General features: G+C 64.1%; 21 protein-coding genes. 6 read left to right on the top strand and 15 right to left on the bottom strand.

All coding sequences use genetic code 11. The features are described from left to right. Positions 1-38: 38 nt before the first annotated feature. The 10 genes from LB569_RS30280 to LB569_RS30235 all read right to left on the bottom strand — a co-directional run bounded on the left by LB569_RS30280 (position 39) and on the right by LB569_RS30235 (position 12,053). Complete coding sequence (locus LB569_RS30280; RefSeq protein WP_224695200.1) at positions 39-1,436, bottom strand: NAD(P)(+) transhydrogenase (Re/Si-specific) subunit beta; 1,398 nt, start codon at positions 1,434-1,436, stop codon at positions 39-41. A gap of 6 nt (positions 1,437-1,442) precedes the next feature. Next, entirely contained in the window at positions 1,443-1,868 is a 426-nt protein-coding gene (locus LB569_RS30275) for a proton-translocating transhydrogenase family protein (protein ID WP_115141977.1), read from the bottom strand. After that, positions 1,868-3,142, bottom strand: a complete 1,275-nt coding sequence (locus LB569_RS30270) for a Re/Si-specific NAD(P)(+) transhydrogenase subunit alpha (RefSeq protein WP_224695199.1) — start codon at positions 3,140-3,142, stop codon at positions 1,868-1,870. The genes LB569_RS30275 and LB569_RS30270 overlap by 1 nt, the downstream gene beginning before the upstream one ends. An 86-nt stretch (positions 3,143-3,228) precedes the next feature. Further along, positions 3,229-3,453 carry an aa3-type cytochrome c oxidase subunit IV gene (locus LB569_RS30265; protein ID WP_140736014.1) on the bottom strand — a complete coding sequence of 75 codons (225 nt, stop codon included), beginning with the start codon at positions 3,451-3,453 and terminating at the stop codon, positions 3,229-3,231. A 161-nt stretch (positions 3,454-3,614) separates the two neighbouring features. Beyond that, complete coding sequence (locus LB569_RS30260) at positions 3,615-3,764, bottom strand: DUF3096 domain-containing protein (RefSeq protein ID WP_224695198.1); 150 nt, start codon at positions 3,762-3,764, stop codon at positions 3,615-3,617. Positions 3,765-3,878: 114 nt separating this feature from the next. Continuing rightward, positions 3,879-4,649, bottom strand: coding sequence for an N-acyl amino acid synthase FeeM domain-containing protein (locus tag LB569_RS30255; protein ID WP_140702802.1), 771 nt, complete (start codon positions 4,647-4,649; stop codon positions 3,879-3,881). 155 nt (positions 4,650-4,804) lie between these two features. After that, entirely contained in the window at positions 4,805-7,120 is a 2,316-nt protein-coding gene (locus tag LB569_RS30250; protein WP_224536635.1) for a putative bifunctional diguanylate cyclase/phosphodiesterase, read from the bottom strand. 92 nt (positions 7,121-7,212) lie between these two features. Further along, a complete protein-coding gene (locus tag LB569_RS30245; RefSeq protein ID WP_224695197.1) occupies positions 7,213-10,701 on the bottom strand; it encodes an indolepyruvate ferredoxin oxidoreductase family protein in 3,489 nt (1,162 codons plus the stop codon). 217 nt (positions 10,702-10,918) lie between these two features. Next, on the bottom strand, positions 10,919-11,452 hold the full coding sequence (locus LB569_RS30240; RefSeq protein ID WP_140702806.1) for a hypothetical protein: 534 nt from the start codon (positions 11,450-11,452) through the stop codon (positions 10,919-10,921). Beyond that, positions 11,445-12,053, bottom strand: coding sequence for a CGNR zinc finger domain-containing protein (locus tag LB569_RS30235; RefSeq protein WP_224695196.1), 609 nt, complete (start codon positions 12,051-12,053; stop codon positions 11,445-11,447). The genes LB569_RS30240 and LB569_RS30235 overlap by 8 nt, the downstream gene beginning before the upstream one ends. A gap of 149 nt (positions 12,054-12,202) precedes the next feature. Between LB569_RS30235 and LB569_RS30230 the strand changes: the two genes are divergently transcribed. From LB569_RS30230 to LB569_RS30215, 4 genes are all read left to right on the top strand, one after another. After that, on the top strand, positions 12,203-13,108 hold the full coding sequence (locus LB569_RS30230; protein WP_224695207.1) for a branched-chain amino acid ABC transporter permease: 906 nt from the start codon (positions 12,203-12,205) through the stop codon (positions 13,106-13,108). Positions 13,109-13,290: 182 nt separating this feature from the next. After that, positions 13,291-13,875, top strand: coding sequence for a TRAP transporter small permease subunit (locus LB569_RS30225; protein ID WP_224695195.1), 585 nt, complete (start codon positions 13,291-13,293; stop codon positions 13,873-13,875). Next, positions 13,875-15,662 carry a TRAP transporter large permease subunit gene (locus LB569_RS30220; RefSeq protein WP_224695206.1) on the top strand — a complete coding sequence of 596 codons (1,788 nt, stop codon included), beginning with the start codon at positions 13,875-13,877 and terminating at the stop codon, positions 15,660-15,662. The genes LB569_RS30225 and LB569_RS30220 overlap by 1 nt, the downstream gene beginning before the upstream one ends. 13 nt (positions 15,663-15,675) lie before the next feature. Continuing rightward, on the top strand, positions 15,676-16,704 hold the full coding sequence (locus LB569_RS30215; protein ID WP_224695194.1) for a zinc-dependent alcohol dehydrogenase family protein: 1,029 nt from the start codon (positions 15,676-15,678) through the stop codon (positions 16,702-16,704). A gap of 170 nt (positions 16,705-16,874) precedes the next feature. Here LB569_RS30215 and LB569_RS30210 read toward each other — a convergent pair whose 3' ends face one another. Further along, complete coding sequence (locus tag LB569_RS30210) at positions 16,875-17,984, bottom strand: TRAP transporter substrate-binding protein (RefSeq protein WP_140702810.1); 1,110 nt, start codon at positions 17,982-17,984, stop codon at positions 16,875-16,877. A gap of 263 nt (positions 17,985-18,247) precedes the next feature. On the opposite strand from LB569_RS30210, the gene LB569_RS30205 reads away from it, so the two are divergent. Continuing rightward, entirely contained in the window at positions 18,248-19,021 is a 774-nt protein-coding gene (locus LB569_RS30205; protein ID WP_224695193.1) for a gamma-glutamyl-gamma-aminobutyrate hydrolase family protein, read from the top strand. Here LB569_RS30205 and LB569_RS30200 read toward each other — a convergent pair whose 3' ends face one another. From LB569_RS30200 to LB569_RS30185, 4 genes are all read right to left on the bottom strand, one after another. Beyond that, positions 19,022-19,426 carry a hypothetical protein gene (locus LB569_RS30200; RefSeq protein ID WP_224695192.1) on the bottom strand — a complete coding sequence of 135 codons (405 nt, stop codon included), beginning with the start codon at positions 19,424-19,426 and terminating at the stop codon, positions 19,022-19,024. Between the two features lie 84 nt (positions 19,427-19,510). Next, positions 19,511-20,494 (bottom strand): 2-hydroxyacid dehydrogenase, encoded by a 984-nt coding sequence (locus LB569_RS30195; RefSeq protein WP_224695191.1) that lies wholly within the window; start codon positions 20,492-20,494, stop codon positions 19,511-19,513. After that, positions 20,491-21,513, bottom strand: coding sequence for a LacI family DNA-binding transcriptional regulator (locus tag LB569_RS30190; protein WP_140702817.1), 1,023 nt, complete (start codon positions 21,511-21,513; stop codon positions 20,491-20,493). The genes LB569_RS30195 and LB569_RS30190 overlap by 4 nt, the downstream gene beginning before the upstream one ends. 65 nt (positions 21,514-21,578) lie before the next feature. After that, on the bottom strand, positions 21,579-22,463 hold the full coding sequence (locus LB569_RS30185; RefSeq protein WP_224695190.1) for a DMT family transporter: 885 nt from the start codon (positions 22,461-22,463) through the stop codon (positions 21,579-21,581). On the opposite strand from LB569_RS30185, the gene LB569_RS30180 reads away from it, so the two are divergent. After that, positions 22,462-22,647, top strand: coding sequence for a hypothetical protein (locus tag LB569_RS30180; protein WP_224695189.1), 186 nt, complete (start codon positions 22,462-22,464; stop codon positions 22,645-22,647). The genes LB569_RS30185 and LB569_RS30180 overlap by 2 nt on opposite strands. The last annotated feature ends 10 nt before the right edge of the window (positions 22,648-22,657 follow it).

Below are 22,657 nucleotides of genomic sequence, written 5' to 3'. Positions count from 1 at the left end.
GGTTAAGACTGGCTATTCGACGGCCAAGATCGGCCGGGTCAGTGGTCCATCGCCTTGACGATTTCCTCGGTCATCTTCTTGGCGTCGCCGAGCAGCATCATGGTGCCGTCCTTGTAGAACAGCGTGTTGTCGATGCCGGCATAGCCGGAGCCGAGCGAGCGCTTGACGAACAGGCAGGTGCGCGCCTTGTCGACATCAAGGATCGGCATGCCGTAGATCGGCGAGGATTTGTCGTCGCGCGCGGACGGATTGGTGACGTCGTTGGCGCCGATGACATAGGCGACGTCGGCCTGCGCGAACTCGGAGTTGATGTCCTCGAGCTCGAACACCTCGTCGTAAGGCACGTTGGCTTCCGCGAGCAGCACGTTCATGTGGCCAGGCATGCGGCCGGCGACGGGGTGGATGGCGTATTTGACGTCGACGCCATTGGCCTTGAGCTTGTCGGCCATTTCGCGCAGCGCGTGCTGCGCCTGGGCGACCGCCATGCCGTAGCCCGGCACGATGATGACCTTCTGTGCGTTCATCATCAGGTAAGCGGCGTCGTCGGCCGAGCCCTGCTTGACCGTGCGCTCGATGCCGTCGTCAGCGGCAGCCGCGGTCTCGCCGCCGAAGCCGCCGAGGATGACCGAGATGAAGCTTCGGTTCATGCCCTTGCACATGATGTAGGACAGGATGGCGCCCGACGAGCCGACCAGCGCGCCGGTGATGATCAGCGCCAGATTGCCGAGTGTGAAGCCAAGGGCCGCCGCTGCCCAGCCCGAGTAGGAATTCAGCATCGAGACGACGACCGGCATGTCGGCGCCGCCGATCGGGATGATCAGGAGGATGCCGAGCACCAGCGAGGCGGCGACGATCAGCCAGAAGACCAGTTTTGACTCGGTGGTGACGAGCAGCACGATCAGCACGATCAGGGCGATGCCAAGGGCGGCGTTGATGAAGTGACGGCCGCCGATCATGATCGGCTTGCCGGACATGCGGCCATCGAGCTTGAGGAAGGCGATGACCGAGCCGGTGAAGGTGATGGCGCCGATGGCGACGCCGAGACTCATCTCGACCAGGGCCTGGGCGTGGATGTCGCCATTGGTGCCGATGCCGAAGCTTTCCGGCGCGTATATGGCCGCGGCAGCCACCATGACGGCGGCAAGGCCGACCAGCGAGTGGAAGGCGGCAACCAATTGCGGCATCGAGGTCATGGCGATGCGGCGCGCGGTGACGGCGCCCACGCCGCCGCCGATGGCGAGGCCAAGCACGATCAGGCCGAAGCGCCCCGCCGACGGGGTCGCCAGCGCCAGCGTGGTGGCGATCGCAATGCCCATGCCGATCATGCCGTAGAGATTGCCCTGGCGGCTGGTCGTCGGGTGCGACAGGCCGCGCAGCGCCATGATGAACAGGACGCCGGAGACCAGATAGAGGAAGGACGCGAAGTTGGCGTTCATGGCGCTCTACTTGTCCTTCTTCTTGTACATGGCCAGCATGCGCTGGGTGACGAGGAAGCCGCCGAAGATGTTGACCGAAACCAGCATCAGCGCGACGAAGCCGAAACCTGCGGCAACGCCCGAGGCCGCGATGCCGACGGCCAGCAGCGCGCCAACAACGATGACGGACGAGATGGCGTTGGTGACGGCCATCAGCGGCGTGTGCAGTGCGGGGGTCACCGACCAGACGACATAATAGCCGACGAAGATCGCCAGCACGAAAATGGCGAAGCGGAAGACGAAGGGATCGATGGCGCCACCCGACAGCGCATGCGCGGCATCACCCGCCGCGTCGGCACCGCCCGGGGCATTGGCCAGGTTCTGCACCGCGAGCCGGACGGCCGCACTTGCCTGGTCGAGTTGGTCGAGGGCTTTCTGCAAGGTCTGATCCATCACGCGGTCCCTTTCGACTTAGGCGCGGGCGACTTGGATGCGGCGGTCTTCCTGGGCGCGGACTTCTTGGACGCTGCCGAAGCATCGGCGACCATGGTCGTCGCCGGGATCGCGGCCGGCTCGACATAGGGCTGCTGGTCGGGCTTGGCGAAGGCGGGGTGGACCACCTTGCCTCCGTCGGTCAGCATCGTCGCCTTGACCAGGTCGTCATCGCGGTTGATGGCGAGCGTCTCGGTGGTCTTGTCGACCAGCGTCTCGAGGAACGCGAACAGGTTTCTGGCGTAAAGCAGCGAGGCCGATGCCGCGACGCGGCCGGGCACGTTGAGATGGCCGACGATCTTCACATTGTTGGCGGTGGTGACGATCTTGCCGGCTTCGGCACCCTCGACATTGCCGCCGCGCTCGACGGCGAGATCGACGAGCACCGAGCCCGGCTTCATCGAGGCGACCATCGCCGCCGAGACCAGCTTCGGCGCCGGCCGGCCGGGGATCAGCGCCGTGGTGATGACGATGTCCTGCTTGGCGATGTGCTCGGCGGTGAGCGCGGCCTGCTTGGCCTGGTATTCCTTGGACATTTCCTTGGCGTAGCCGCCAGCGGTCTCGGCCGCCTTGAACTCCTCATCCTCGACCGCGAGGAATTTCGCGCCAAGCGAGGCGACCTGTTCCTTGGCGGCGGGGCGAACGTCGGTGGCGGTGACGACGGCACCGAGGCGGCGCGCGGTGGCGATGGCCTGCAGACCGGCGACGCCGACGCCCATGATGAAGACCTTCGCGGCGGGAACGGTGCCGGCGGCGGTCATCATCATCGGCAGAGCGCGGTCATATTCCGAGGCGCCGTCGATCACCGCCTGGTAGCCGGCAAGATTGGCCTGGCTGGACAGGACGTCCATCGATTGCGCGCGGGTGATGCGCGGCATGAACTCCATCGAGAAGGCGGTGACGCCGGCCTTGGCAAGCGCCGCGACAGCGGCATCGTTGCCATAGGGGTCCATGATGGCGATCACCGCGGCGCCGGATTTATAGCTTTTCAGTTCGGCGTCCGTTGGCCGCCGAACTTTCAGCACGACGTCGGCCTTGGCGGCGTCAGAGGCCTTGCCGATGGCGGCACCCGCCTTGGCGAAGTCCTCGTCGGGGATACGCGAACGGGTGCCGGCGCCGGTTTCGACGATCACGTCGAAACCCAGGCCCGCCAGCCGCTTCACCGTATCGGGCGAGGCCGCGACACGCGGCTCGTTCGCATCGAGCTCACGAGGGATGAAAACCGTCTGTCCCACCGCATGATCCTTTCGGCTGGAACCTGTCTGCGCGAAGTGTCGACCGGGATATCCGGCTACGTCAACCGCAAGAGGGTTTGGAAGGTCTATCGCAGAATGAAGGCGCCGACGGCCAGAATGAGCACGAACAGGATGGTCGCCGAGAAGAAGCCGCCCGCGAAGAAGCCGAAAGCCATCGCCAGAAGAAGCGCGCCGCAGAAGAGCGAGCCATATTTGGCCAGCGCCAGGAAGCCCGCATAGGTGCGGTCATGCTCGGCATAGTCCATCTTCGCGCCCAGCTCTACAGGACCAGTCGGCGTGTGCTCAGCCATAGGAATACCCCTTCGAAGACATCTTTCAGGCACATACCGAAAAGCTGGGCGCAGAGCAATGGCGCTATTGCCGCATCGCAGCCGACAACTGCCTCAAGGGAAAATTGAAAGCGGAGCGCCGGTTGCGGAGCCGCTCCGCCAGGCCAGTCTGTTCGCCTGCTTTAGCGGACAAGATGCGGGAAAAGCCCGATCAAACCGACGACGATCAGATAGAGCGCGACGATGTAGTTCAAGAGCCGTGGCATCACGAGGATCAGCACGCCCGCCATCAGCGAAATGAGCGGAGTCAGTGCGAGGGTGGAAATGGTCATGCCTTGGTCTTCCTCTGGCTGTTGCGATGCAGACGGGGCTTGCCGCCCTTCACAACGCCGGCGCGCCAGGAAAGCTCCACCGCTGCCACCCAGCCGATTCAAAACCGCGTGATATCAGGCCGCCTCGAAGTATTTGGCCGTGGGCAGAATGGTCAGCGGCGCCAACTCGCCCCGCTTGGGGCGTTGGAAAAGCATACGCTGCTCGAACGCCGTGGAATTGAAGAACGGGAAACGGTCCAGCGTCGCCTGCATGTTCTCGGAGCATTTCGACTGGAACAGATGCACGGGAACGGTAAGGCCGGGATAGTTCCGCGGCGGCACCGCCTGCTCGGAGCGGAAGATGCGATGATAAAACGCCGAATGCTCTTCCTTGATCGCCGTAAGGCAGTAGGTCGGCTTGAAATGGCTGCAGGCGACCACCGCCAGCCTCAGCGTGATATAAGGCAGCACCCGCAGACTGCTCGACCATTCGAGGTCGGCGGCGAACCGGCTCGGGTCGACGAACGTCTCGCCGGAAGCCAGGCGCCGTGACAGCACGTCGCCGAAAACATCGGTGCTGGGTGAAACAGGATACCGCGCGCTGGCGTAGTGGATTCTGATGGTGCTGACGAGCGTGCCGTCGAAGAAGACGCCAAAGCGGTAAGAATTGGGCAGATCGTCGAAGCTGTCCTTCACCATGTGGGAAGCGTCTGATTTGACCATGCCGGCGTGAAGATAGGAATTGTAGCGAAGCCTGTAGATCGCTTCCAAATCCTCGGCGCCATCGCAAAGGCGATACTCGACGTGCTCCAGAACATCCATGATGTGATCTGAAAACACCGAGGGGCGATTCTTGTCCCTGCCCGTGGCCGCCGCCAGGGGTGTACCCAACAACTTGTTTTCCATTTGGTCCTCGTACGCCGCAAAACGACAATAGCGAAGCGCTGGAGGAACAAGAAGCAAAATTGCGAGCTTTCGCGTTTACCCTAAATTAACGTTAACAAATCGTAAACCGCGCGAATGGGAGGAGCGATGGCCTAGACGACTGATTCAGAATGATGTCAGGGGGTGGCGCGCTTCTTGACCGGCCGCAATTCGGCGGCGAAGGGCCAGGTCACATTGGACATGGTTTCAATGCCCGAGGCGCTGAGCGCGGCGCCGAAAAGGAAGCCCTGTACAAGATCCGGCTTCACCGAATGCATGAGCACCTTGAGCTGCTCGAACGTCTCCACGCCTTCTATGGTCACGGTGAGCCCCAGGATGCGAGTCAGGTCGACGACGCCCTTCAACAGCTCGAGCGAACGCGGATTCTGGGTGACGTCCATCACGAAAGACCGGTCGATCTTGATCTTGTCGAGAGGCAGCTTGTGCAGATAGCTCAGGCTTGAATAGCCGGTGCCGAAATCGTCGAGGGCGATGCGTACGCCAAGCTGCTTCAATTCCTCGATATATTGGCGCGTCAGGGACTTGTCGTCGAGCAGCGCGGTTTCGGTGACTTCGATCTCCAGGCGGCCGGCGGCCAGACCCGAGTTCGCCAGCGCGTCGCGGACCTTCTGGATGACGTCGCGGTTGCGGAAATCCCTGGCCGAGAGGTTGACCGAGACGCTGGTCTGGTCAGGCCATTTGGCGCATTCAGTGCAAGCCGCGTGCAGCACGAAGGTGCTGATCTCGGAAATGATGCCCATTTCCTCGGCCAGCGGAATGAAGATGCCGGGCGAGATCGGCCCGAGATCGGGATGGTCCCAGCGGCAAAGCGCCTCGCAGCTGGCGATGCGCATGGTGTTCATCGCCACGATCGGCTGGTAAACGACCCGCAGGTCCTTGCTTTCCACGGCGCTGCGCAGATCCGCCTTCATCAGCTGGCGGTTACGGAACGCCGCATCCATCGCCGCCTCGAACAGCCGCCAACCGTTCTTGCCGAGTTCCTTGGCCTTGTAGAGCGCAAGGTCCGCCTTGACGATCATGGCGTCGACATCGGTTCCGCCAACCTTGGACAGCACGGCACCCGCGCTGGCCTGGATTCGCAACCCATGGCCCGCGACGTCGACCTCCCCCTGCAGCTCGGCGAAAATCCGGTCGAGCAGGCTCGCCAGGTGGCTTTCGTCCTCGATGCGGTCGAAGAACAGCATGAATTCGTCGCCACCGAAGCGGCTGACGGTAAGGCCCTGGCCGGCTATCCCCGCCAGCCGCTCGGCGACGGCATAGATCAGCCCGTCGCCGACGGGATGGCCGAGCGTGTCGTTGACGCTCTTGAAATCGTCGAGGTCGATCACGGCGAGGCCACACAAGCGATCGCGGTCGCCGGAGGCCATCGCCTCGCCGACCAGTTCGTGGAAATAGGCGCGGTTCGGAAGGCCGGTGAGGTTGTCGTAGCGCGCCATGAACCGGATCTTTTCCTCCGCTTCGACGCGCGCCGTGACATCCTCGAAGGTGATGACGCCCAATTCCTGGTTGCCCTCGCGCGCCGAGAATTCGAAGTGCTGGCCGTTGGAAAAGGAAACCAGCACCTTGCGGTCGCGTCCCTCGCGCAAGGCACGCGTCAGCTGCGCCTCGACATAGCGGCAGTCCTTCGGTGCCAGCATGCCGCCGGCAACGCCGCGCAGGAGCAGCGAATGGATCGAACGCCCGAGCAACTGGTCGGGCGATTTGAGCGACATCAAGCGGGCGGCTTCGGCGTTGCCGACGACCACCTTGCCATCGGGACCGAGCATGACCAGGCCATGCGACATGGTGTTCAAGGCGCGATTGAAGCGCTGCGCGATCTGCCTTGCCTGCTTGTGTCCGACGACGGCCGAAAACAGCACGTTGCGGACATGGTCGGCGCTGCCCTTGATGATGAACATGAAGGGGATGATCAGCAGGCCCAGCACGACATAAGGAATGTCGAACCTGAGGATGAGGGCGGCGGCGATCGGCCCGACGAAGGTGACCGCGAAGATCATGACCATGCGCGGCGAGCCGTAGTTTCGGCCGACGACCGTCACCAGCGAGGACAGCGTTACCGACAGCGCGCCGATCTCGGCATAGGAATCCGAATAGACATAGATGGAAATGAAGCAGAAGAGGCCCAGCAACAAGCCTTGAAGGCTGCCCTTCAGGATGTATTCGCGCTCCCATCTGGTCGCATCGGCGGCGTCGCGCATCTCGGCGCCCGAGCGGTGGAAGCGCCGCAGGCTGAAGTAGCGCCAGACGCCGATGCCAAGCAGCGCGCCGGCGAGAACCAGGAAGATGGGCTGCCCGTTGCGCCAGTAGACCATGAGGCTGATGACGGCATGGCAGAGCGCGCCGATGACCAGCATATGCGCGTTGTCGAACAACGAGCGCACAAACTGGATATAAACATCCACAGGGATGTTATCGGTTTTTGTTCTGCCCATTACTGGCGCCCAATGAGCCCCAGCCTTGGCATAGTCGCATTAAAAAACCTTTAGCTTGGGCTGAAACGCCTGATTTTCGGGCGTTTTTCGGCTCACTCGGCGGCCTGGAGTTTGGGCCTTGCCGACGCCGTCGCAAAGCGGTCGAGCAACCTGCGGCGCTCGCCCGCCGCCTTTTCGGCGCTGGCCTGGCGGACATGGCCATAGCCGCGGATCAGCGCCGGGACCGAGACCAGGGCTGTCGCGGCCTCGATCTTGCCCGGCGCGAGCGCGCTGGCGACAAGCTGCAGATCAGCCTCGTACTGCGCCAGCAATTGCCGCTCCATGCGCCGCTCGGCGGTGTAGCCGAACAGGTCGAAAGCGGTGCCGCGCAGGCCCTTCATCGCAGAAAGCAGGCGAAAACCCTTCATCATCCACGGACCGAAGCTCGACTTCCTCGGTTTGCCGTCATTGCCGCGGCGCCCCATGATCGGCGGCGCCAGATGGAATTCGAGTTTCTCGTAGCTCTGGAACTGCTTGCCGAGCTCGGCGGCAAAGGAGCCGTCGGTGTAAAGCCGCGCCACCTCGTATTCGTCCTTGATCGCCATCAGCTTGAACAGGCTCCTGGCGGCGGCCTCGGTCACGGCGGTCGAACCCGGCATGGCCTTCGTTTCCGCCGCTCGCAGCGTCGAAATCCTGTCGGCGTAGCGCTTGCCGTAAGCAGCATTCTGATAGGCGGCGAGGAAGGCGACACGGCGGGCGATGATCTCGTCGAGAGTCTCGGCGACCGGCGGGGCCTGTCCAGCCTTGTCGGCGAAGCCCGGCTTGGCGACGAGGCCGCGCACGAAATCCGGCTGGTGTGCCGCGCGGCGGCCCCAGCGAAAGGCGGCGATGTTCATCGCCACCGCTTCGCCGTTCAATTCGATAGCCTTTTCAACGCCTTCGGCCGAGAGCGGCAGGCCGCCGTGCTGGAAGGCAAAGCCGAGCATGAACATGTTGGCGCCGAGCGAATTGCCGAACAGGGCGGTGGCGGTGCGGGTGGCGTCGAAGAAATGCGCCTTGTCGTCGCCGGCGGCGGCACGGATCGCCTTCTTCAGGCGCTCTATCGGCAGCGAGAAATCGGCCGAGCGGGCAAATTCGCCCGGCATGATCTCGGCGGTGTTGGCGAGGAAGATCGTATGGCCCTCGCGGACAGCCGTCAGCACCTTCTTGGCGCCCGACACGACGAGATCGCAGCCGAGCACGAGGTCGGCCTTGCCAGCCGAAACGCGGATGGCATTGATGTCTTCCGGTTTGCGCGCGATGCGGACATGGGTGAACACCGAGCCGCCCTTCTGGGCCAGGCCGGCCATGTCGATCATGCCGCAGCCCTTGTCCTCCAGATGCGCCGCCATGCCGAGCACGGCGCCGATGGTGACGACGCCGGTGCCGCCGACGCCGTCGATGATCGCCGCCCAGCCCTCGACGCCGAGCGGGAATTCAGCCGGTGCCGGCACGCCTTCAAGCGGGTCGGTCCTGCCGGCCAGGCCCTCGGCCTTGCGGATCTTGGCGCCATGCACGGTGACGAAGGACGGACAGAAGCCGTTGACGCAGGAGAAATCCTTGTTGCAGCTCGACTGGTCGATCTTGCGCTTGCGGCCGAATTCGGTCTCGACCGGCTGGATCGAGACGCAGTTCGACTGCACGCCGCAATCGCCGCAGCCTTCGCAGACCAGCTCGTTGATGAAGACCCGCTTGTCGGGATCGGGAAAGGTGCCGCGCTTGCGGCGGCGGCGCTTTTCGGCGGCGCAGGTCTGATCGTAGAGCAGGATCGACACGCCCTTGACGTCGCGCAGCTCGCGCTGGACGAGGTCGAGGTCGTCGCGGTGATGGATGGTGGCGCCGGTGGGGAATTCGGCCTTCCCTGCATATTTGCCGGGCTCGTCGGTCACGATGGCGATGCGGTCGACGCCTTCGGCGCGCACCTGTCTGGCGATCATGTCCACCGTCAGGCCGCCCTCATGCGGCTGGCCGCCGGTCATAGCGACCGCGTCGTTGTAGAGTATCTTGTAGGTGATGTTGGCTTCGCTCGACAGGGCGAAGCGGATGGCCAGCGTGCCGGAATGGTTGTAGGTGCCGTCGCCGAGATTCTGGAAGATATGGTCGCGCTTCGAGAACGGCGCCTGGCCCACCCATTGCGCGCCCTCGCCTCCCATGGCGGTAAAGCCGAGCGTGTTGCGGTCCATCCAGAGTGCCATGAAATGGCAGCCTATACCGGCGGCGGCGATCGAGCCGTCCGGCACCTTGGTCGAGGAATTGTGCGGACAGCCCGAACAGAAGAAGGGCGTGCGCGAGCCGATGTCTGTGGCATCGGCCAGCATCGCCTGGAACTGGCGTAGCTTCGCGACCCTTGCCGAGATCTCTTCGGACGGGCCGATGGTCTTCACGATCCTCTCGCCAAGCGCAATGGCGATCTCGTTGGGGTCGAGCGCGCCCTTGGCCGGGAACAGCCAGTCGCCGCGCTCGTCCTTCTTGCCGACAATGACCGGCTGCGAGACGGTGCCATAAAGGCTCTCGCGCAGTTGCACCTCGATCAGCGAGCGTTTCTCCTCGACGACGACGATGGTGTCGAGACCGCGCGCGAATTCGGCGATGTGCTGCAGATCGAGCGGCCACGGGCAGCCTACCTTGAACAGCCTGACACCGATACGGTTGGCGGCCGCCTCGTCGATGCCGATATCCTCCAGCGCCTGGCGGACGTCGAGATAGCTCTTGCCCAGCGTGATGATGCCGAGCTTGGGATTGCGGCCGCCCGGATAGACGATTTTGTTCAGCCCGTTGGCATGGATGAAGGCGGAGGCGGCTGCGCGCTTGTGCTCATGCAGCCGCTCTTCCTGGCCGAGCATATCGATCTCGTGGCGGATGTTGAGGCCGCCAGGCGGCATGTCGAACTCGGGGACGACGATGTTCAACCGCTCGAGCGAGGCATCGACCGACGCGGTCGATTCGATGTTGTCCTTGACGCATTTGATCGCCGCCCAGGTGCCGGCGAAGCGCGACATGGCAAAGCCGTACAGGCCGTAATCGATGATTTCCTGAACACCGGCCGGGTTGAGGATCGGCACCATGGTGTCGACGAAGAGGAATTCGGTGGCGTGCGCATTGGTCGAGGATTCGGCCATATGGTCGTCGCCCATGAGCGCAAGCACGCCGCCATGCTTCGACGAACCGGCGAGATTGGCATGGCGGAACACGTCGCCGGAACGGTCGACGCCCGGCCCCTTGCCGTACCAGACCGAAAAGACGCCGTCATGGGTGCCCTCGCCGAGCAGCTCCGTCTGCTGCGACCCCCAGCAGGCGGTGGCGGCAAGCTCCTCGTTGAGGCCGGGCTGGAAGACAATGTCGGCCCCCGCGAGCTGCTTCTTCGCCTTCCACAGCTGCATGTCGAGGCCGCCGAGCGGCGAGCCGCGATAGCCGGAGACGAAGCCTGCCGTGTTCAAGCCAGCGCGGCGGTCGCGCTCGCGCTGCATCAGCAGCATGCGGATGACCGCCTGCGCGCCGGACAGGAAGATGCGCTCCTTTCCGAGATCGAACTTGTCGTCGAGCGCGACATCGTGCAGCGTCATCAGGCATTTCCTCTGCGAAGGCCGGGCGGGGCAGCAGCCAACGTCGGGATCGGATGACGCATCCTTTCTCCCCTTGCAAGGCAGGTCAAACAAAATCGAAGGGACCAGGCGACGCGCAACAAACGGTCCGTCGGGCCTTGGACCGCGCATGAAACAGTGCGCCGACAGGGCGACGGCGCACGAAAATTCCAGTCGAAATCGATTCTGTCTGAGAGCGTCAGCCGGCTTTCGAGCAATCCGGCTTCGGCTCGCCGGGCAGCTTGCCGTCGGGATGGCCGACGAGATCGGGATTGGCCGTATAGAGCTGGTCGATGACCAGCGGCCGGTCGGGCAGGATCGACTGGTCTTCCGTCGACATCAGCGTGGTGTCGATGGTCTGCAGGACGGCACCGTCGGCGCCCTTGATGCTGATGGCGATGGCATAGGGCTTGTTCTTGACGATGCAGGTCAGCGCCGGGCTCTCCAGGCTCACCTTGTCGAGCTTGGGCCAGACCTTCTGCTCGACCACGATGGGATCACCACCGGCGGGGTTCTGGAAACTGGCGACCACGACCTGGCCCTCTCCCATCGGCCGCAAGGGCCGCAGTGTCACGACATAGGTCGCCCGGGCGAGACGGTAATTGAAGACGAATATCTTGCCGGAGACCTCGAACAGCTTGCCTTCGCCGCCGGTATCTCGGCAGGCGCCCAGCGCGATCGCCGCAACCAGCGCCACGCCAAGAATGATCGAGCGGGAAAGACGTCTAGGCATTCCTGACCTCATTGGCCGCCCTGCGGCGGCGATAGTGACGGCTCGCCTTCTGCCTGTTGCCGCACACCGCCATGTCGCACCAAAGGCGGCTGGAATTGCGGCTTCTGTCGACGAACAGCCAGGTGCAGTTGGGACAGATCCTGAGCCTCGCGACCGTGTCGTTGCGCAGCAGTGAAAGGGCTGAAACCGCCAGCGCCGCCTCGAAGGCGATCGGCGTCCCGGGATCCCCGAACGGCGGTCCCGTCACGCCGATCTCGGTCGCGCTGTCGGCCAGGCCGTCGGCGCAGGCTCTCAGGAATTCAGGCAAATCCGCAGTGGCAATCGCGCCCTTCGACACCGTGCCGCGAAACAGCCGGTCGGTCGCTTCGCGGATCGACAGCACGACGGGCGCGATTGCCGCCGGCGAGGACACCGCCAGCCGCCGATCGCCAAGCTCGGCTGCGCGAAAACCGCTGGCTGCGTCGGCGAAACGGGCGATTTCGGCCGGATCGGCGAAGCGGTCGAACATGCGTTCGGGATCGCAGCGCAACACGACGGTGTTGGCGGTGTCGAGCGCGAGCAGCCCGCCGGTGAAGCGGTGAGGAGTCCAGGCAACCGTCATTCCCGAAATCTAACCGATAAATCGCATTTGACAAGTTAGATTCGGCGATGCAAACCTCCGGTGCGTACGGTATGGTCCCCATTGTCTCGAGCATTCCGTCACCCCAAACCGCTTCGCGCTTGGGCGAGATGCGTCTGGTGTTGTTGAGCATGCTCTATTTCTTCCAGCAGGTGCTGAACGGGCTGCATTCGGGCGCGCTCTATGCGCTGCTCGCCTTCGGCTATGTGCTGACCAACGGCATCCTGCACCGCACCAACCTTGCCTATGGCGCGCTGTTCGCCTTCTGCGGCCAGGCAATGATCCTGAGCGTCGCCTTTGCCTACCAGGTGCTGTGGCTGACGCTGTTGGCTTCGGTGCTGTTCGGCGTCGTCGCCGCGTTGCTCTATGCCGCGCTCATCAGCCATGTCCTGTCGCGCAGCGTCTTCGAGCCGTTGGCCGACCGCTCGCCCAATGCCATCGTGGTGACGACGCTCGGCATCCTGCTCGTCCTGTCGGAAGCGAGCCGCATCGCCGCCGACACACATGATCTGTGGCTGCCGCCAATGCTGGCCGAGCCGATCGTTTTCGCCGAAAGCCCCGGCTTCAAGGCGACGCTGACGCTGATCCAGGTGCTCGACTGCGCGGTGGTCCTGGCGGCGGTGGCGCTCGCCACATGGGTGTTTGCCCGTTCAAATTTCGGCCGGTGCTGGCGCGCGGTCTGCGACGATCCAAGGGCCGCCGCCCTGTGCGGCGTCGACGTGCGCGCCGTGTTCCGGCGTGCCGTTCTGTTCGGTGGCTTCTGCGCAGCGCTGGCCGGCGTCATGGCCAGTCTCTATTACGGCAATGTCAGCTTCGGTTCCGGCCTCGTCTATGGGCTGAAGATCCTGTTCGTGACGGCGGTCGGCGGTTATCTCTCGCCGCCACGGGCCGCTCTGGGTGCCGCCGCCTTCGGCATGGCCGAATCATTGTGGGCCGGCTATTTCCCGATCGAATGGCGCGATGCTTGGATGTATCTGTTCCTGGTGGCCATGCTGATCCTGATCGGCGCCGGCCGCGACACCGGCAAGGCCGTCTGAGCCCATCCGACTTTGGTTGCATGACGTGCCGTCAGGCCGTGGTTTTCCACCGTGCCGCATGCGCCGCCGGCCTGCTTTCTGTCTACCCGTGTTGACCAACCGGACCACGCACTGCATACGGTTGGGCCAGGCGGCGCGACGAGAAAAGGGGGATCGCGCGTCACCGCATCAGGGAGGAATGCATGGCAGGGCTGCTCGCTCTATCCAGGGCCATTGATCGCGCCAACGAATTCATCGGCAAATCGGTATCTTGGCTGATCCTGCTGGCGATCCTGGTGAGTGCGGCCAACGCCGTCATCCGCAAGGTGTTCGACACCTCGTCCAATGCCTGGCTGGAGCTGCAATGGTATCTGTTCGGCGCCGCCTTCATGCTGGCGTCCGCCTACACGCTGAAGCAGAACGAGCATATCCGCATCGACATCGTCTACGGCCTGTTTTCCCGCCGCGTGCAGCACTGGATCGACCTTTTCGGCCACCTCTTCTTCCTGATGCCGTTCGTGACGCTGATGGTCATCTATTTCGTGCCCTACGTGTCGCTGTCCTTCCACAGCGGCGAGATGTCGACCAATGCCGGCGGCCTGATCGTGTGGCCGGCCAAGGCGATCCTGCTGGTCGGCTTTTTCCTGCTGGCGCTGCAGGGCATTTCCGAGATCATCAAGAAGATCGCCATCATGCGCGGCGACATGGATGATCCCAACCCGTTCATTTCCGTGCATGAACAGGCCGAACTCGAAGCCAAGGCGCTGGCCGAAGAGGTGCGTTCGTGATGGAGTTCATCGCCCAGAACATGGCGCCGATCATGTTCGCCTCGCTGATCCTGTTCATGCTGATCGGCTACCCCGTCGCCTTTTCGCTTGCCGCCAACGGCCTGATGTTCTTCTTCATCGGCGTGCTTTTGACGCCCTATTCGGGCGGCGCGATCAATCTCGCCTGGCCGCTGCTCTATGCATTGCCGGACAATTTCTACGGCAGCCGGGTGATGTCGAACGACACGCTGCTGGCCATTCCGTTCTTCACCTTCATGGGCATCGTGCTCGAGCGATCCGGCATGGCCGAGGACCTGCTCGACACGATCGGCCAGCTGTTCGGACCGATCCGCGGCGGCCTCGCCTACGCGGTGATCTTCGTCGGCGCACTGCTGGCCGCGACCACCGGCGTGGTGGCGGCGTCCGTCATCGCCATGGGACTGATTTCGCTGCCGATCATGCTGCGCTATGGTTATGACCGCCGGGTGGCGTCCGGCGTCATCGCGGCATCGGGCACCCTTGCGCAGATCATTCCCCCGTCGCTGGTGCTGATCGTTCTCGCCGACCAGCTCGGCCGCTCGGTCGGCGACATGTATGCCGGCGCCCTGATCCCCGGCCTGGTGCTGACCGGCCTTTACACGCTCTACATCGTGATCATGTCGATCGTCCGGCCAAAGTCGATGCCGGCGCTGCCGCTCGAGGCGCGCACGCTTGGCCATGGCGTGATGTCCTTGCTGATCGCCTTGATCGCGGCCGTGGCAATAGCCTATGCGGCCTACCGCTATCTGGTACCCGCCCATGGCGACAATGCCGACATTCTCGGCGCGACCATCGGCGTCGTCTTCATCTACATTGTCGCTATCCTCGACCGCAGCCTGAACCTCAACATGATGTCGCGGCTGGCGCAGCAGGTCGTCATCGTGCTGATCCCGCCGCTGGCGCTGATCTTCCTGGTGCTCGGCACCATCTTCCTAGGCATCGCCACCCCGACCGAGGGCGGCGCCATGGGCGCGGTCGGCGCGCTGGCGATGGCGGCGATGAAGGGCCGGCTGTCACTCGAGGTCATCAAGCAGGCGCTTGCCTCGACGACGCGGCTGTCGTCCTTCGTGCTGTTCATCCTGATCGGCGCCCGCGTCTTCTCGCTCACCTTCTACGGCGTCAACGGCCAGATCTGGGTCGAGCACCTGCTGACCTCGCTGCCGGGCGGCGAAGTCGGCTTCCTGATCGGCGTCAACATTCTCGTCTTCTTCCTCGCCTTCTTCCTCGATTTCTTCGAACTGGCCTTCATCATCGTGCCGCTGCTGGCGCCTGCCGCCGACAAGCTCGGTATAGACCTGATCTGGTTCGGCGTGCTGCTGGGCGTCAACATGCAGACCAGCTTCATGCATCCGCCCTTCGGCTTCGCGCTGTTCTACCTGCGCTCGGTCGCCGCCCGCGTGCCCTATCTCGACCGCCTCACCGGCAAGCAGATCGCGCCGGTGACAACAGGCCAGATCTATTGGGGCGCGGTGCCGTTCGTCTGCATCCAGGTGATCATGATCGGGCTTACCATCGCCTTCCCGCAAATGGTGATGCGCTACAAGGGCACGGCGGTCGATTCCGGGACGATCGACTACACAGTGCCGGGTGTACCCGGCATGTCACCGCTCGGTGCACCGGAAGGTGGCGACGCGCCCGCCAATGGCGGTACTGCCCCGGCCGCGCCCGGCACGCCAGACCTGTCGCAGCCGCCGAGCTTCGGCGATGCGCCGCCTGCCAAGCCGGCTGCACCCGCGCCGGACCTGTCGCAACCGCCAAGCTTCAATTGACGGGGACTACGCCATGAGAGCGGTGCGGCTGGAAGCAGTGGGCAGCATCTCGTTGCGGGAGGTCGACAAACCTGTTCCCGGCAACGACGACCTCCTGGTGCGTATCGAGGCCTGCGGCGTCTGCGGCACCGACCGGCATCTTTTCCACGGCGAATTCCCAAGCAGGCCGCCAGTGACGCCCGGACACGAATTCGCCGGCATCGTCGAGGCGGTCGGCTCCGGTGTGTCCGGATTCTCGGTTGGCGACCGCGTCACCGGCGATCCCAACATCGCCTGCGGACGCTGCGGCCACTGCCACGCCGGCCGCGTCAATCTGTGCAGCAATCTCACCGCCATCGGCATCCACCGCGACGGCGGCTTTGCCGACTATGTGGTGATGCCCCAGAAGCAGGCTTTTGTCCTTCCCGCGGATCTGAAGCCGATGCATGGCGCGTTCTGCGAGCCACTCGCCTGCTGCCTGCACGGTATCGATCTGGCAGAGATCAAGCCGGGCAACTCGGTTGTGGTCCTCGGCGGTGGCGTGATCGGCCTGCTTACCGTGCAACTGGCGCGGCTGGCCGGCGCCACGACCATCATCCTGTCGACCAGGCAGGCGTCGCGACGCGCGCTTGCCAAGGAACTCGGCGCGACGGCAACGGTCGACCCCGGTGCCGGCGATGTGATCGACGCCGTGGCGGGGACAGCGGGGCTGGTACCTGGCGGCGTCGACGTGGTGTTCGAATGCGCGGGCGTGCGCGACACCGTCGAGCAGTCGATGCGGATCGCGCGCGCCGGCGGTACGGTGGTCATCGTCGGCGTGGTGCCGCAAGGCATGAAGGTGACGTTCGAGCCCTTCGACCTGTTGTTCCGCGAATTGAAGGTTCTGGGCTCCTTCCTCAACCCCTACACCCATGGCCGGGCGGCCGAGCTCATCGCTTCGGGCGCGATCGAGATCGACCGGCTGATCTCCAGGCAGGTCACGCTCGAGGAGGCCCCGGCGGTGATCGCCAATCCGCCGGCACCGGGCGAAGTGAAGGTGCTGGTGGTGCCGGGCCGGGGCTAGCTTTCCTCTCCCCGTCACAGGCAGGTGAGGGGCGGCGCCAATGCTGGATTGATAAGATGCGGGGACGGGGCTTAAACCAGGAACGATCCGTCGCCGAAGCCGGCGCTGCCCCTCATCCGCCCTTCGGGAACCTTCTCCCCGTATAGTGACGGGGAGAAGGGAAGACCAACCTACAGCTTGCCGTTGCGCTGCTGGACCATCATGAAGGTGTCGTAATTGTATTCGGCCACCTGTGCCCAGAGATAGTGCTCCTTGCGGAAGCCCTTGATCGATTCCCAGATCTTCTTGAACGGCGCGTTCGAGGCTTCCATTTCGGTGTAGACCTCGTTTGCCTTCTCGAAGCAGGCGGCCATGATCTCCTGGCTGAACGGACGCAGTTTCGCGCCGCCGGCCACCAGCCGCTTCACCGCCGGGGGGTTCACATAGTCATATTTCTGCAGCATGTTGGCGTCCGCGGCCTGGGCGCACGTGCGCAGCAGCGACTTGTAGGTCGGCGAAAGCTCGTCGTACTTCGCCTTGTTGAACATCAGGTGGACGGTCGGACCGCCTTCCCACCAGCCGGGATAGTAATAATAGGGCGCGACCTTGTAGAAGCCGAGCTTCTCGTCGTCATAGGGGCCGACCCATTCGGCGGCATCGATGGTGCCTTTTTCCAGCGCCGGGTAGATGTCGCCGCCGGCGATCTGCTGCGGCACGACGCCGAGCTTCTGCACCACCTTGCCGGCAAAGCCGCCGATGCGCATCTTGAGGCCGGAGAGGTCGGCCACCGTGTTGATCTCCTTGCGGAACCAGCCGCCCATCTGGACCCCGGTGTTGCCGCCCGGCAGGCCGAACAGACCCTGCGTGGCGAGGAACTCGTTGAACAGGTCGATGCCGCCGCCATGGTAGTGCCAGGCATTCATGCCGCGCGCGTTGAGCGAGAAGGGAACCGCGGCACCCAGCGCCCATGTCGGGTCCTTGCCCCAGTAATAATATGCCACCGTGTGACAGGCCTCGACCGTGCCGGCCGTGGTGGCATCGGCAACCTGTAGACCGGGCACGAGTTCACCGGCGGCGAAAACCTGGATCTGGAAATTGCCGTCGGTGGCTTCCGACAACATCTTCGAGAACACTTCGGCCCCGCCATAGATGGTGTCGAGCGACTTCGGGAAGGACGATGCCAATCGCCATGTCACCTTGGGATTGGACTGAGCGATTGCCGGTGCGGCGAGCGTGGCCGCCGCCGCTGCTGCGCCGACGCCGGTGACGCTGGCCTTGCGGATAAATGAACGACGATCCATGCAGTTCCTCCCTTTTGGATCAACAGAACCGACGTTCGGGAATCCTCGGCTCCCGCATCGGTTCGCTCGAAACAATACACGGGCAAGGAGTCGAGTCCAGCACGGCGGCCGGATTTGGTGCCGAAGCCAGACGACCCTGCAACTATAGTCTAACGCGGCATGGGGTGGCCCATGCGACACACTGAAACTTGGCATGGAAAATTGCCCAGGGATGGCCTATTTTGGACGCAGGACATCACATCCAGATGGAAACCAGACCCAAAATGCAGCAGCCGCTCGTCGCCATATCGACCGACGTCCGTCAATTCGACAACTACACCTGGCATGCCGCTCCGCAGCAATATCTGGAGGCGGCGGTCACGGGTGCCGGCGTTTTCCCCCTGCTCGTGCCTTCGTTCGGCGGCCGGCTGGACTTCGACGAGCTCCTGTCGTCGGTCGACGGCGTCATGCTGACCGGCTCGAAATCCAACGTCGACCCTTCGCTCTACGGCGGCGATGCGAGCGAAGCGAATGGCCCTTACGACCCGGCACGCGACGCCACCACGCTGCCGCTGATCCGCAAGGCGATCGAGCGCGGCGTGCCGCTGCTTGCCATCTGCCGTGGCATACAGGAGCTGAACGTAGCACTGGGCGGCACGCTGGGCACCGAGATCCAGGAGCGTGAAGGTTCGCTGGACCACCGCGCACCGGTGAGCGACATCCAGGACGAGCGCTTCGCCATCCATCAGACCGTTGCGATCAAGCCGGGCAGCTGTCTTGCCGGCGTGTTCGGCGCGGGTGACATGAAGGTCAATTCCCTGCATCGCCAGGCCATCGACCGGCTCGGCCCGAAACTGCAGGTCGAGGCCGTCGCCACCGACGGCACGATCGAAGCGGTGTCGGTGAAGGACGCCCGCGCCTTCGCCGTCGGCGTCCAGTGGCATCCCGAATATTGGGTCAAATCGGACAGCAACTCGGCCAAGATCTTTCGCGCCTTCGGCGACGCGGTGCGCCTGCACGCGGCGGCGAAGGCTGGCGCACGGGCGGCGGCGGAGTAGTCAGTCTCCCGGCTTCAAGTCACTGTCTGCCGCCAGCGACAGCAGCGGATTGGCCGGCGCGTAGGATTCGTAGCCGTCGCCATCGGCAACGGCGAAGGTGACGATCGGATCGATGCCGTTGACGCTGAAGGCGACCGTTCCGTCCTGTCCTTCGCGCCAGAATTTCGCATGCTCGATGCCCGGCAGGAGCCGTCGGCAATTCGGCGCCACCGTCAGCAGCGACAGGCCATCCGAAATCGAGGCCCCGCGCTTGACCGCGCAGGCGCCCTCGTCGCCATTGGCGACCAGCCTGTAGGTGTTGGACGGCGTGGCCTCGTCGGCGGCGCTTTCAACACTGCCGCCATGTAACAGCTGAACGCCGCCAAACAAGCCGGCGGCCCCGATCAAAGCGGAAAGCGTCTTCATCCTGCGCACCTACACGTATAGACAGGATGCAGAATGATTCCAAAGGGTTAAGCTGACGTTAATAAATATGGCGGAGCCAGACGCTCAAGCGCGCGCCTTAACGCCGGCCGTCTCGGGCACCGGCGTCAGCGGCCGGCGCTCGCTGAACCAGGAGACCAGATTGTCGACGCATAGATCGGCCATGGCGCGGCGTGTGTGCTCCGAGGCCGAGCCGACATGCGGCAACAGAGAGGCGTTGGGTAAGTCGAGCAACGCCTGGGGGACATTCGGTTCTTCGGCAAAGACATCGAGGCCGGCGGCGGCAATGGTGCCGTCGGCAAGCGCTGTCGCAAGGGCTGCCTCGTCGACCGTGCTGCCCCGGCCCACGTTGACGAAGACGCCGTTGGCGCCGAGTGCCGACAGGATTTCGGCGTTGACCGCCTTCTGCGTCGAAGCGCCGCCGGGCGCCACCGAGATCAGCGTATCGACTGCTTCGGCCAGGCCCTTCAACGTGTCGTGGTATTGATAGGACAGGCCTTCGACCCGACGCCGATTGTGATAGGCGATCGGCAGGCCGAAAACCTCCAACCGGCGGGCAATGGTAAGACCGATGCGGCCCATGCCGAAAATGCCGACGCGGCGCGCCCGCAAGGTGAGCCGGCTTAGCGGGTAGTCGCCGCTGCGCGGCCAGTTGCCGTCGCGTAGCCAGGCTTCGGCCCGCGGCAGGCCGCGAATGGTGTTGATCAGCAGGCCAATCGCGGTATCGGCGACTTCTTCGCTCAACACATCGGGCGTATTGGTGACCATGATGCCATGCGCGGCGGCATGGCGGACGTCGACCGAATCATAGCCGACGCCAAAGCTGGCGATGATTTCGAGGTTCGGCAGCGCGTCCATGAAGGCGGCGTTGATGCCGGCATAGGAAGCGATGCCGCGCACCGTGCGCCGCATCTCGTCGGTGACCAGCGATGGCTCGGCGCGATCGATGCCCATAAGGCTGAACGTCCGCCCGATGCGGCCGACCGCGTGGGCGTTGAACTGGCCTGGCGTCAAAATGACGACAGGCGGTTTCTGCTCGGGCTCGATCATACACGCTCCACCGGCTTGCCGGTCGACTGGCGCACATGCAGTTCCGGCTTGATCAATTCCTGCGAGGGCCGCACCGTCTGGCCGTTGAGCTTGTCGAGCAGCGCGCTGGCGGCGCGGCGGCCAACCTCGCGCTGGCCGTTCCAGACGGTGGTGAGCGCCGGCGTGGCGATCGCCGCCTCCTCGAGATCGTCATAGCCGGTGACGGAGATGTCGATGCCCGGCACCAGGCCGGCGCGCGCAATGCCGTTCATCAGGCCAATGGCGACGAGATCGTTCCAGCAGCAGGCGGCGGTCGGCCTGTCCTTCAGCGCCAGGAACTGCCCGGCGGCCTCGAAGCCGGCCTGTTTGGTGCGCGGGCCTGATATGCGCCAGGACGGCCTGACTTCGAGCCCCGCCGCCTCCATGGCATTGACATAGCCCTGATAGCGGTCACGGCCCGTCGAGGTCTGGTCGGTGCCGCCGATCATGGCGATGCGCTTGTGGCCGAGCGAGATCAGATGGTTGGTGGCGAGGCCTGTCCCATAAGAGTCGTCGCCGCGAAACACCGGCACGTCGGCGCCCTCGACGGTGCGCGCGATCAGCACCGCAGGCAGGCCGTTCTCCTCGGCCATCACGATGTCGGACGCGGGCGTGCCGATGGCAGGCGACATGATGACGCCGTCCGCGCCGAGCTGCAGCAGCGTGTCAATGAAGGTGCGCTGCTTTTCGAGCTGGTCGTAGTGATTGGAAAGGATGAAGGTTTGCCGGCTGCGGTCGAGCTCGCTCTCGATCGAACGCAGGATCTCGGCGAAGAACGGGTTCATGATGTCGTGCACGACGACACCGACAATGCCCGAGCGCGAGGTGCGCAGACTGGCGGCGCGACGGTTGTAGATGTAGCCGATGGCGCGCGCATGCTCCTTGATGCGGTCGCGCGTCGAGCCGGCAACCAGCGGGCTGTCGCGCAGTGCCAGTGACACGGTGGCCGTGGAGACGCCAAGCGCGTCCGCGATCGTCGACAGCTTGATCTTCTGTGCCAGCCTTTCGCTCCCCGTCGTTTTTTAAACTGTTTAAGGGCGGCCTTATGCCATCGATCGGGGCCAAATCAAAGTTTTTTTGCCAGCGCTTCCGCCTCGACGTCCGACGCCGCGCGGCTGCGCAGCCTGAGCCGGTGTTCGCGATGGACGATGTAGAGGCCGCTGGCGACGATGATGGCGGCGCCGACCAGCGTCCAGCGGTCGGGAAACTGCTTGAAGACGAGCCAGCCGGAAATGATCATCCACACCATCTGCGAATAAGGATAGGGGGCGAGCGCCGTGGTCGTTGCCAGCCGATAGGCCTGGACCAGCAGCCAGTGCCCGACGCCGCCGAACACGCCAAGCATGAGCAGCACGAACCAATGCCAGCCATCGTGCGGCAACGAGAACGAAAACGGCAGCATGGGCAAAAGCAGCACCGCTGGGGCCAGCGCCGAGAACAGGATCAGGCTTTCCGAGGTCTCGGTGGCCGACATGCGGCGCGTCATGATGACATAGAAGCAGTTCGACAGCATCGAGCCGAGCGCGAAGAGATGTCCGATGCCGAAAACACCGACACCCGGCCTCGTGATGATCAAAACCCCGGCGAAGGCAGCCAGAATCGCCAGCCAGCGCCGCCAGCCGGCCCATTCGCCGAGCAGCGGGCCGGCAAGGGCGGTGATCACCATCGGCCCGAAGAAATAGATGGATGTCGTCTCGGCCAGTTGCAGGGAGCGCAGCGCCAGGACGTTGAAGATGGTCGAGCCGAACAGAAAGGCGCCACGGATCACATGCGCCGGCAAGTTGACAGGGCGAAACCGCGCCGGGTCGCGCCAGCCACGCAGCAGCGCCCCGACCAGCACCACATGCACGGCAAAGCGCACCCAGGCAACGATCAAGACGGAGACGCCGGCCAGGACGAGGTATTTGCTTGAGGTGTCGAGGAAGGTGAAGAAGACATAGGTGGCCAGCATGCAGACGATCGCCACCGGCGGCGTCGCGCTTTCTGACTGTCTTTGGGAAGGACTCACGTGCAGGCCGGAGGAAAAGCTGGGCTGGAGCCCACCTTTGCGGGAATTGTCCCTTGCCGGCAAGCCAATTGTCGCCCGCTGCCGTGCCTTGGGTCGCTGGCACAACAACAGCCGCCGTCAGGCTTAGTCCGCAGGCG

The organism is Mesorhizobium sp. BH1-1-4 (assembly GCF_020165665.1).
Lineage (GTDB): Bacteria > Pseudomonadota > Alphaproteobacteria > Rhizobiales > Rhizobiaceae > Mesorhizobium.
The sequence above is the reverse complement of the archived record's forward strand: the minus strand, read 5'-3'. Positions and strand labels throughout refer to the sequence as shown.

Coding starts and splice junctions, on each gene's coding strand:
- LB569_RS30280 (WP_224695200.1), bottom strand. CDS start 1,436: ATGAACGCCAACTTCGCGTCCTTCCTCTATCTGGTCTCCGGCGTCCTG.
- LB569_RS30275 (WP_115141977.1), bottom strand. CDS start 1,868: ATGGATCAGACCTTGCAGAAAGCCCTCGACCAACTCGACCAGGCAAGT.
- LB569_RS30265 (WP_140736014.1), bottom strand. CDS start 3,453: ATGGCTGAGCACACGCCGACTGGTCCTGTAGAGCTGGGCGCGAAGATG.
- LB569_RS30260 (WP_224695198.1), bottom strand. CDS start 3,764: ATGACCATTTCCACCCTCGCACTGACTCCGCTCATTTCGCTGATGGCG.
- LB569_RS30255 (WP_140702802.1), bottom strand. CDS start 4,649: ATGGAAAACAAGTTGTTGGGTACACCCCTGGCGGCGGCCACGGGCAGG.
- LB569_RS30250 (WP_224536635.1), bottom strand. CDS start 7,120: ATGGGCAGAACAAAAACCGATAACATCCCTGTGGATGTTTATATCCAG.
- LB569_RS30245 (WP_224695197.1), bottom strand. CDS start 10,701: ATGACGCTGCACGATGTCGCGCTCGACGACAAGTTCGATCTCGGAAAG.
- LB569_RS30240 (WP_140702806.1), bottom strand. CDS start 11,452: ATGCCTAGACGTCTTTCCCGCTCGATCATTCTTGGCGTGGCGCTGGTT.
- LB569_RS30235 (WP_224695196.1), bottom strand. CDS start 12,053: ATGACGGTTGCCTGGACTCCTCACCGCTTCACCGGCGGGCTGCTCGCG.
- LB569_RS30230 (WP_224695207.1), top strand. CDS start 12,203: ATGCTCTATTTCTTCCAGCAGGTGCTGAACGGGCTGCATTCGGGCGCG.
- LB569_RS30225 (WP_224695195.1), top strand. CDS start 13,291: ATGGCAGGGCTGCTCGCTCTATCCAGGGCCATTGATCGCGCCAACGAA.
- LB569_RS30220 (WP_224695206.1), top strand. CDS start 13,875: ATGGAGTTCATCGCCCAGAACATGGCGCCGATCATGTTCGCCTCGCTG.
- LB569_RS30215 (WP_224695194.1), top strand. CDS start 15,676: ATGAGAGCGGTGCGGCTGGAAGCAGTGGGCAGCATCTCGTTGCGGGAG.
- LB569_RS30210 (WP_140702810.1), bottom strand. CDS start 17,984: ATGGATCGTCGTTCATTTATCCGCAAGGCCAGCGTCACCGGCGTCGGC.
- LB569_RS30205 (WP_224695193.1), top strand. CDS start 18,248: ATGCAGCAGCCGCTCGTCGCCATATCGACCGACGTCCGTCAATTCGAC.
- LB569_RS30200 (WP_224695192.1), bottom strand. CDS start 19,426: ATGAAGACGCTTTCCGCTTTGATCGGGGCCGCCGGCTTGTTTGGCGGC.
- LB569_RS30195 (WP_224695191.1), bottom strand. CDS start 20,494: ATGATCGAGCCCGAGCAGAAACCGCCTGTCGTCATTTTGACGCCAGGC.
- LB569_RS30180 (WP_224695189.1), top strand. CDS start 22,462: ATGCAGACGATCGCCACCGGCGGCGTCGCGCTTTCTGACTGTCTTTGG.
- LB569_RS30185 (WP_224695190.1), bottom strand. CDS start 22,463: ATGCTGGCCACCTATGTCTTCTTCACCTTCCTCGACACCTCAAGCAAA.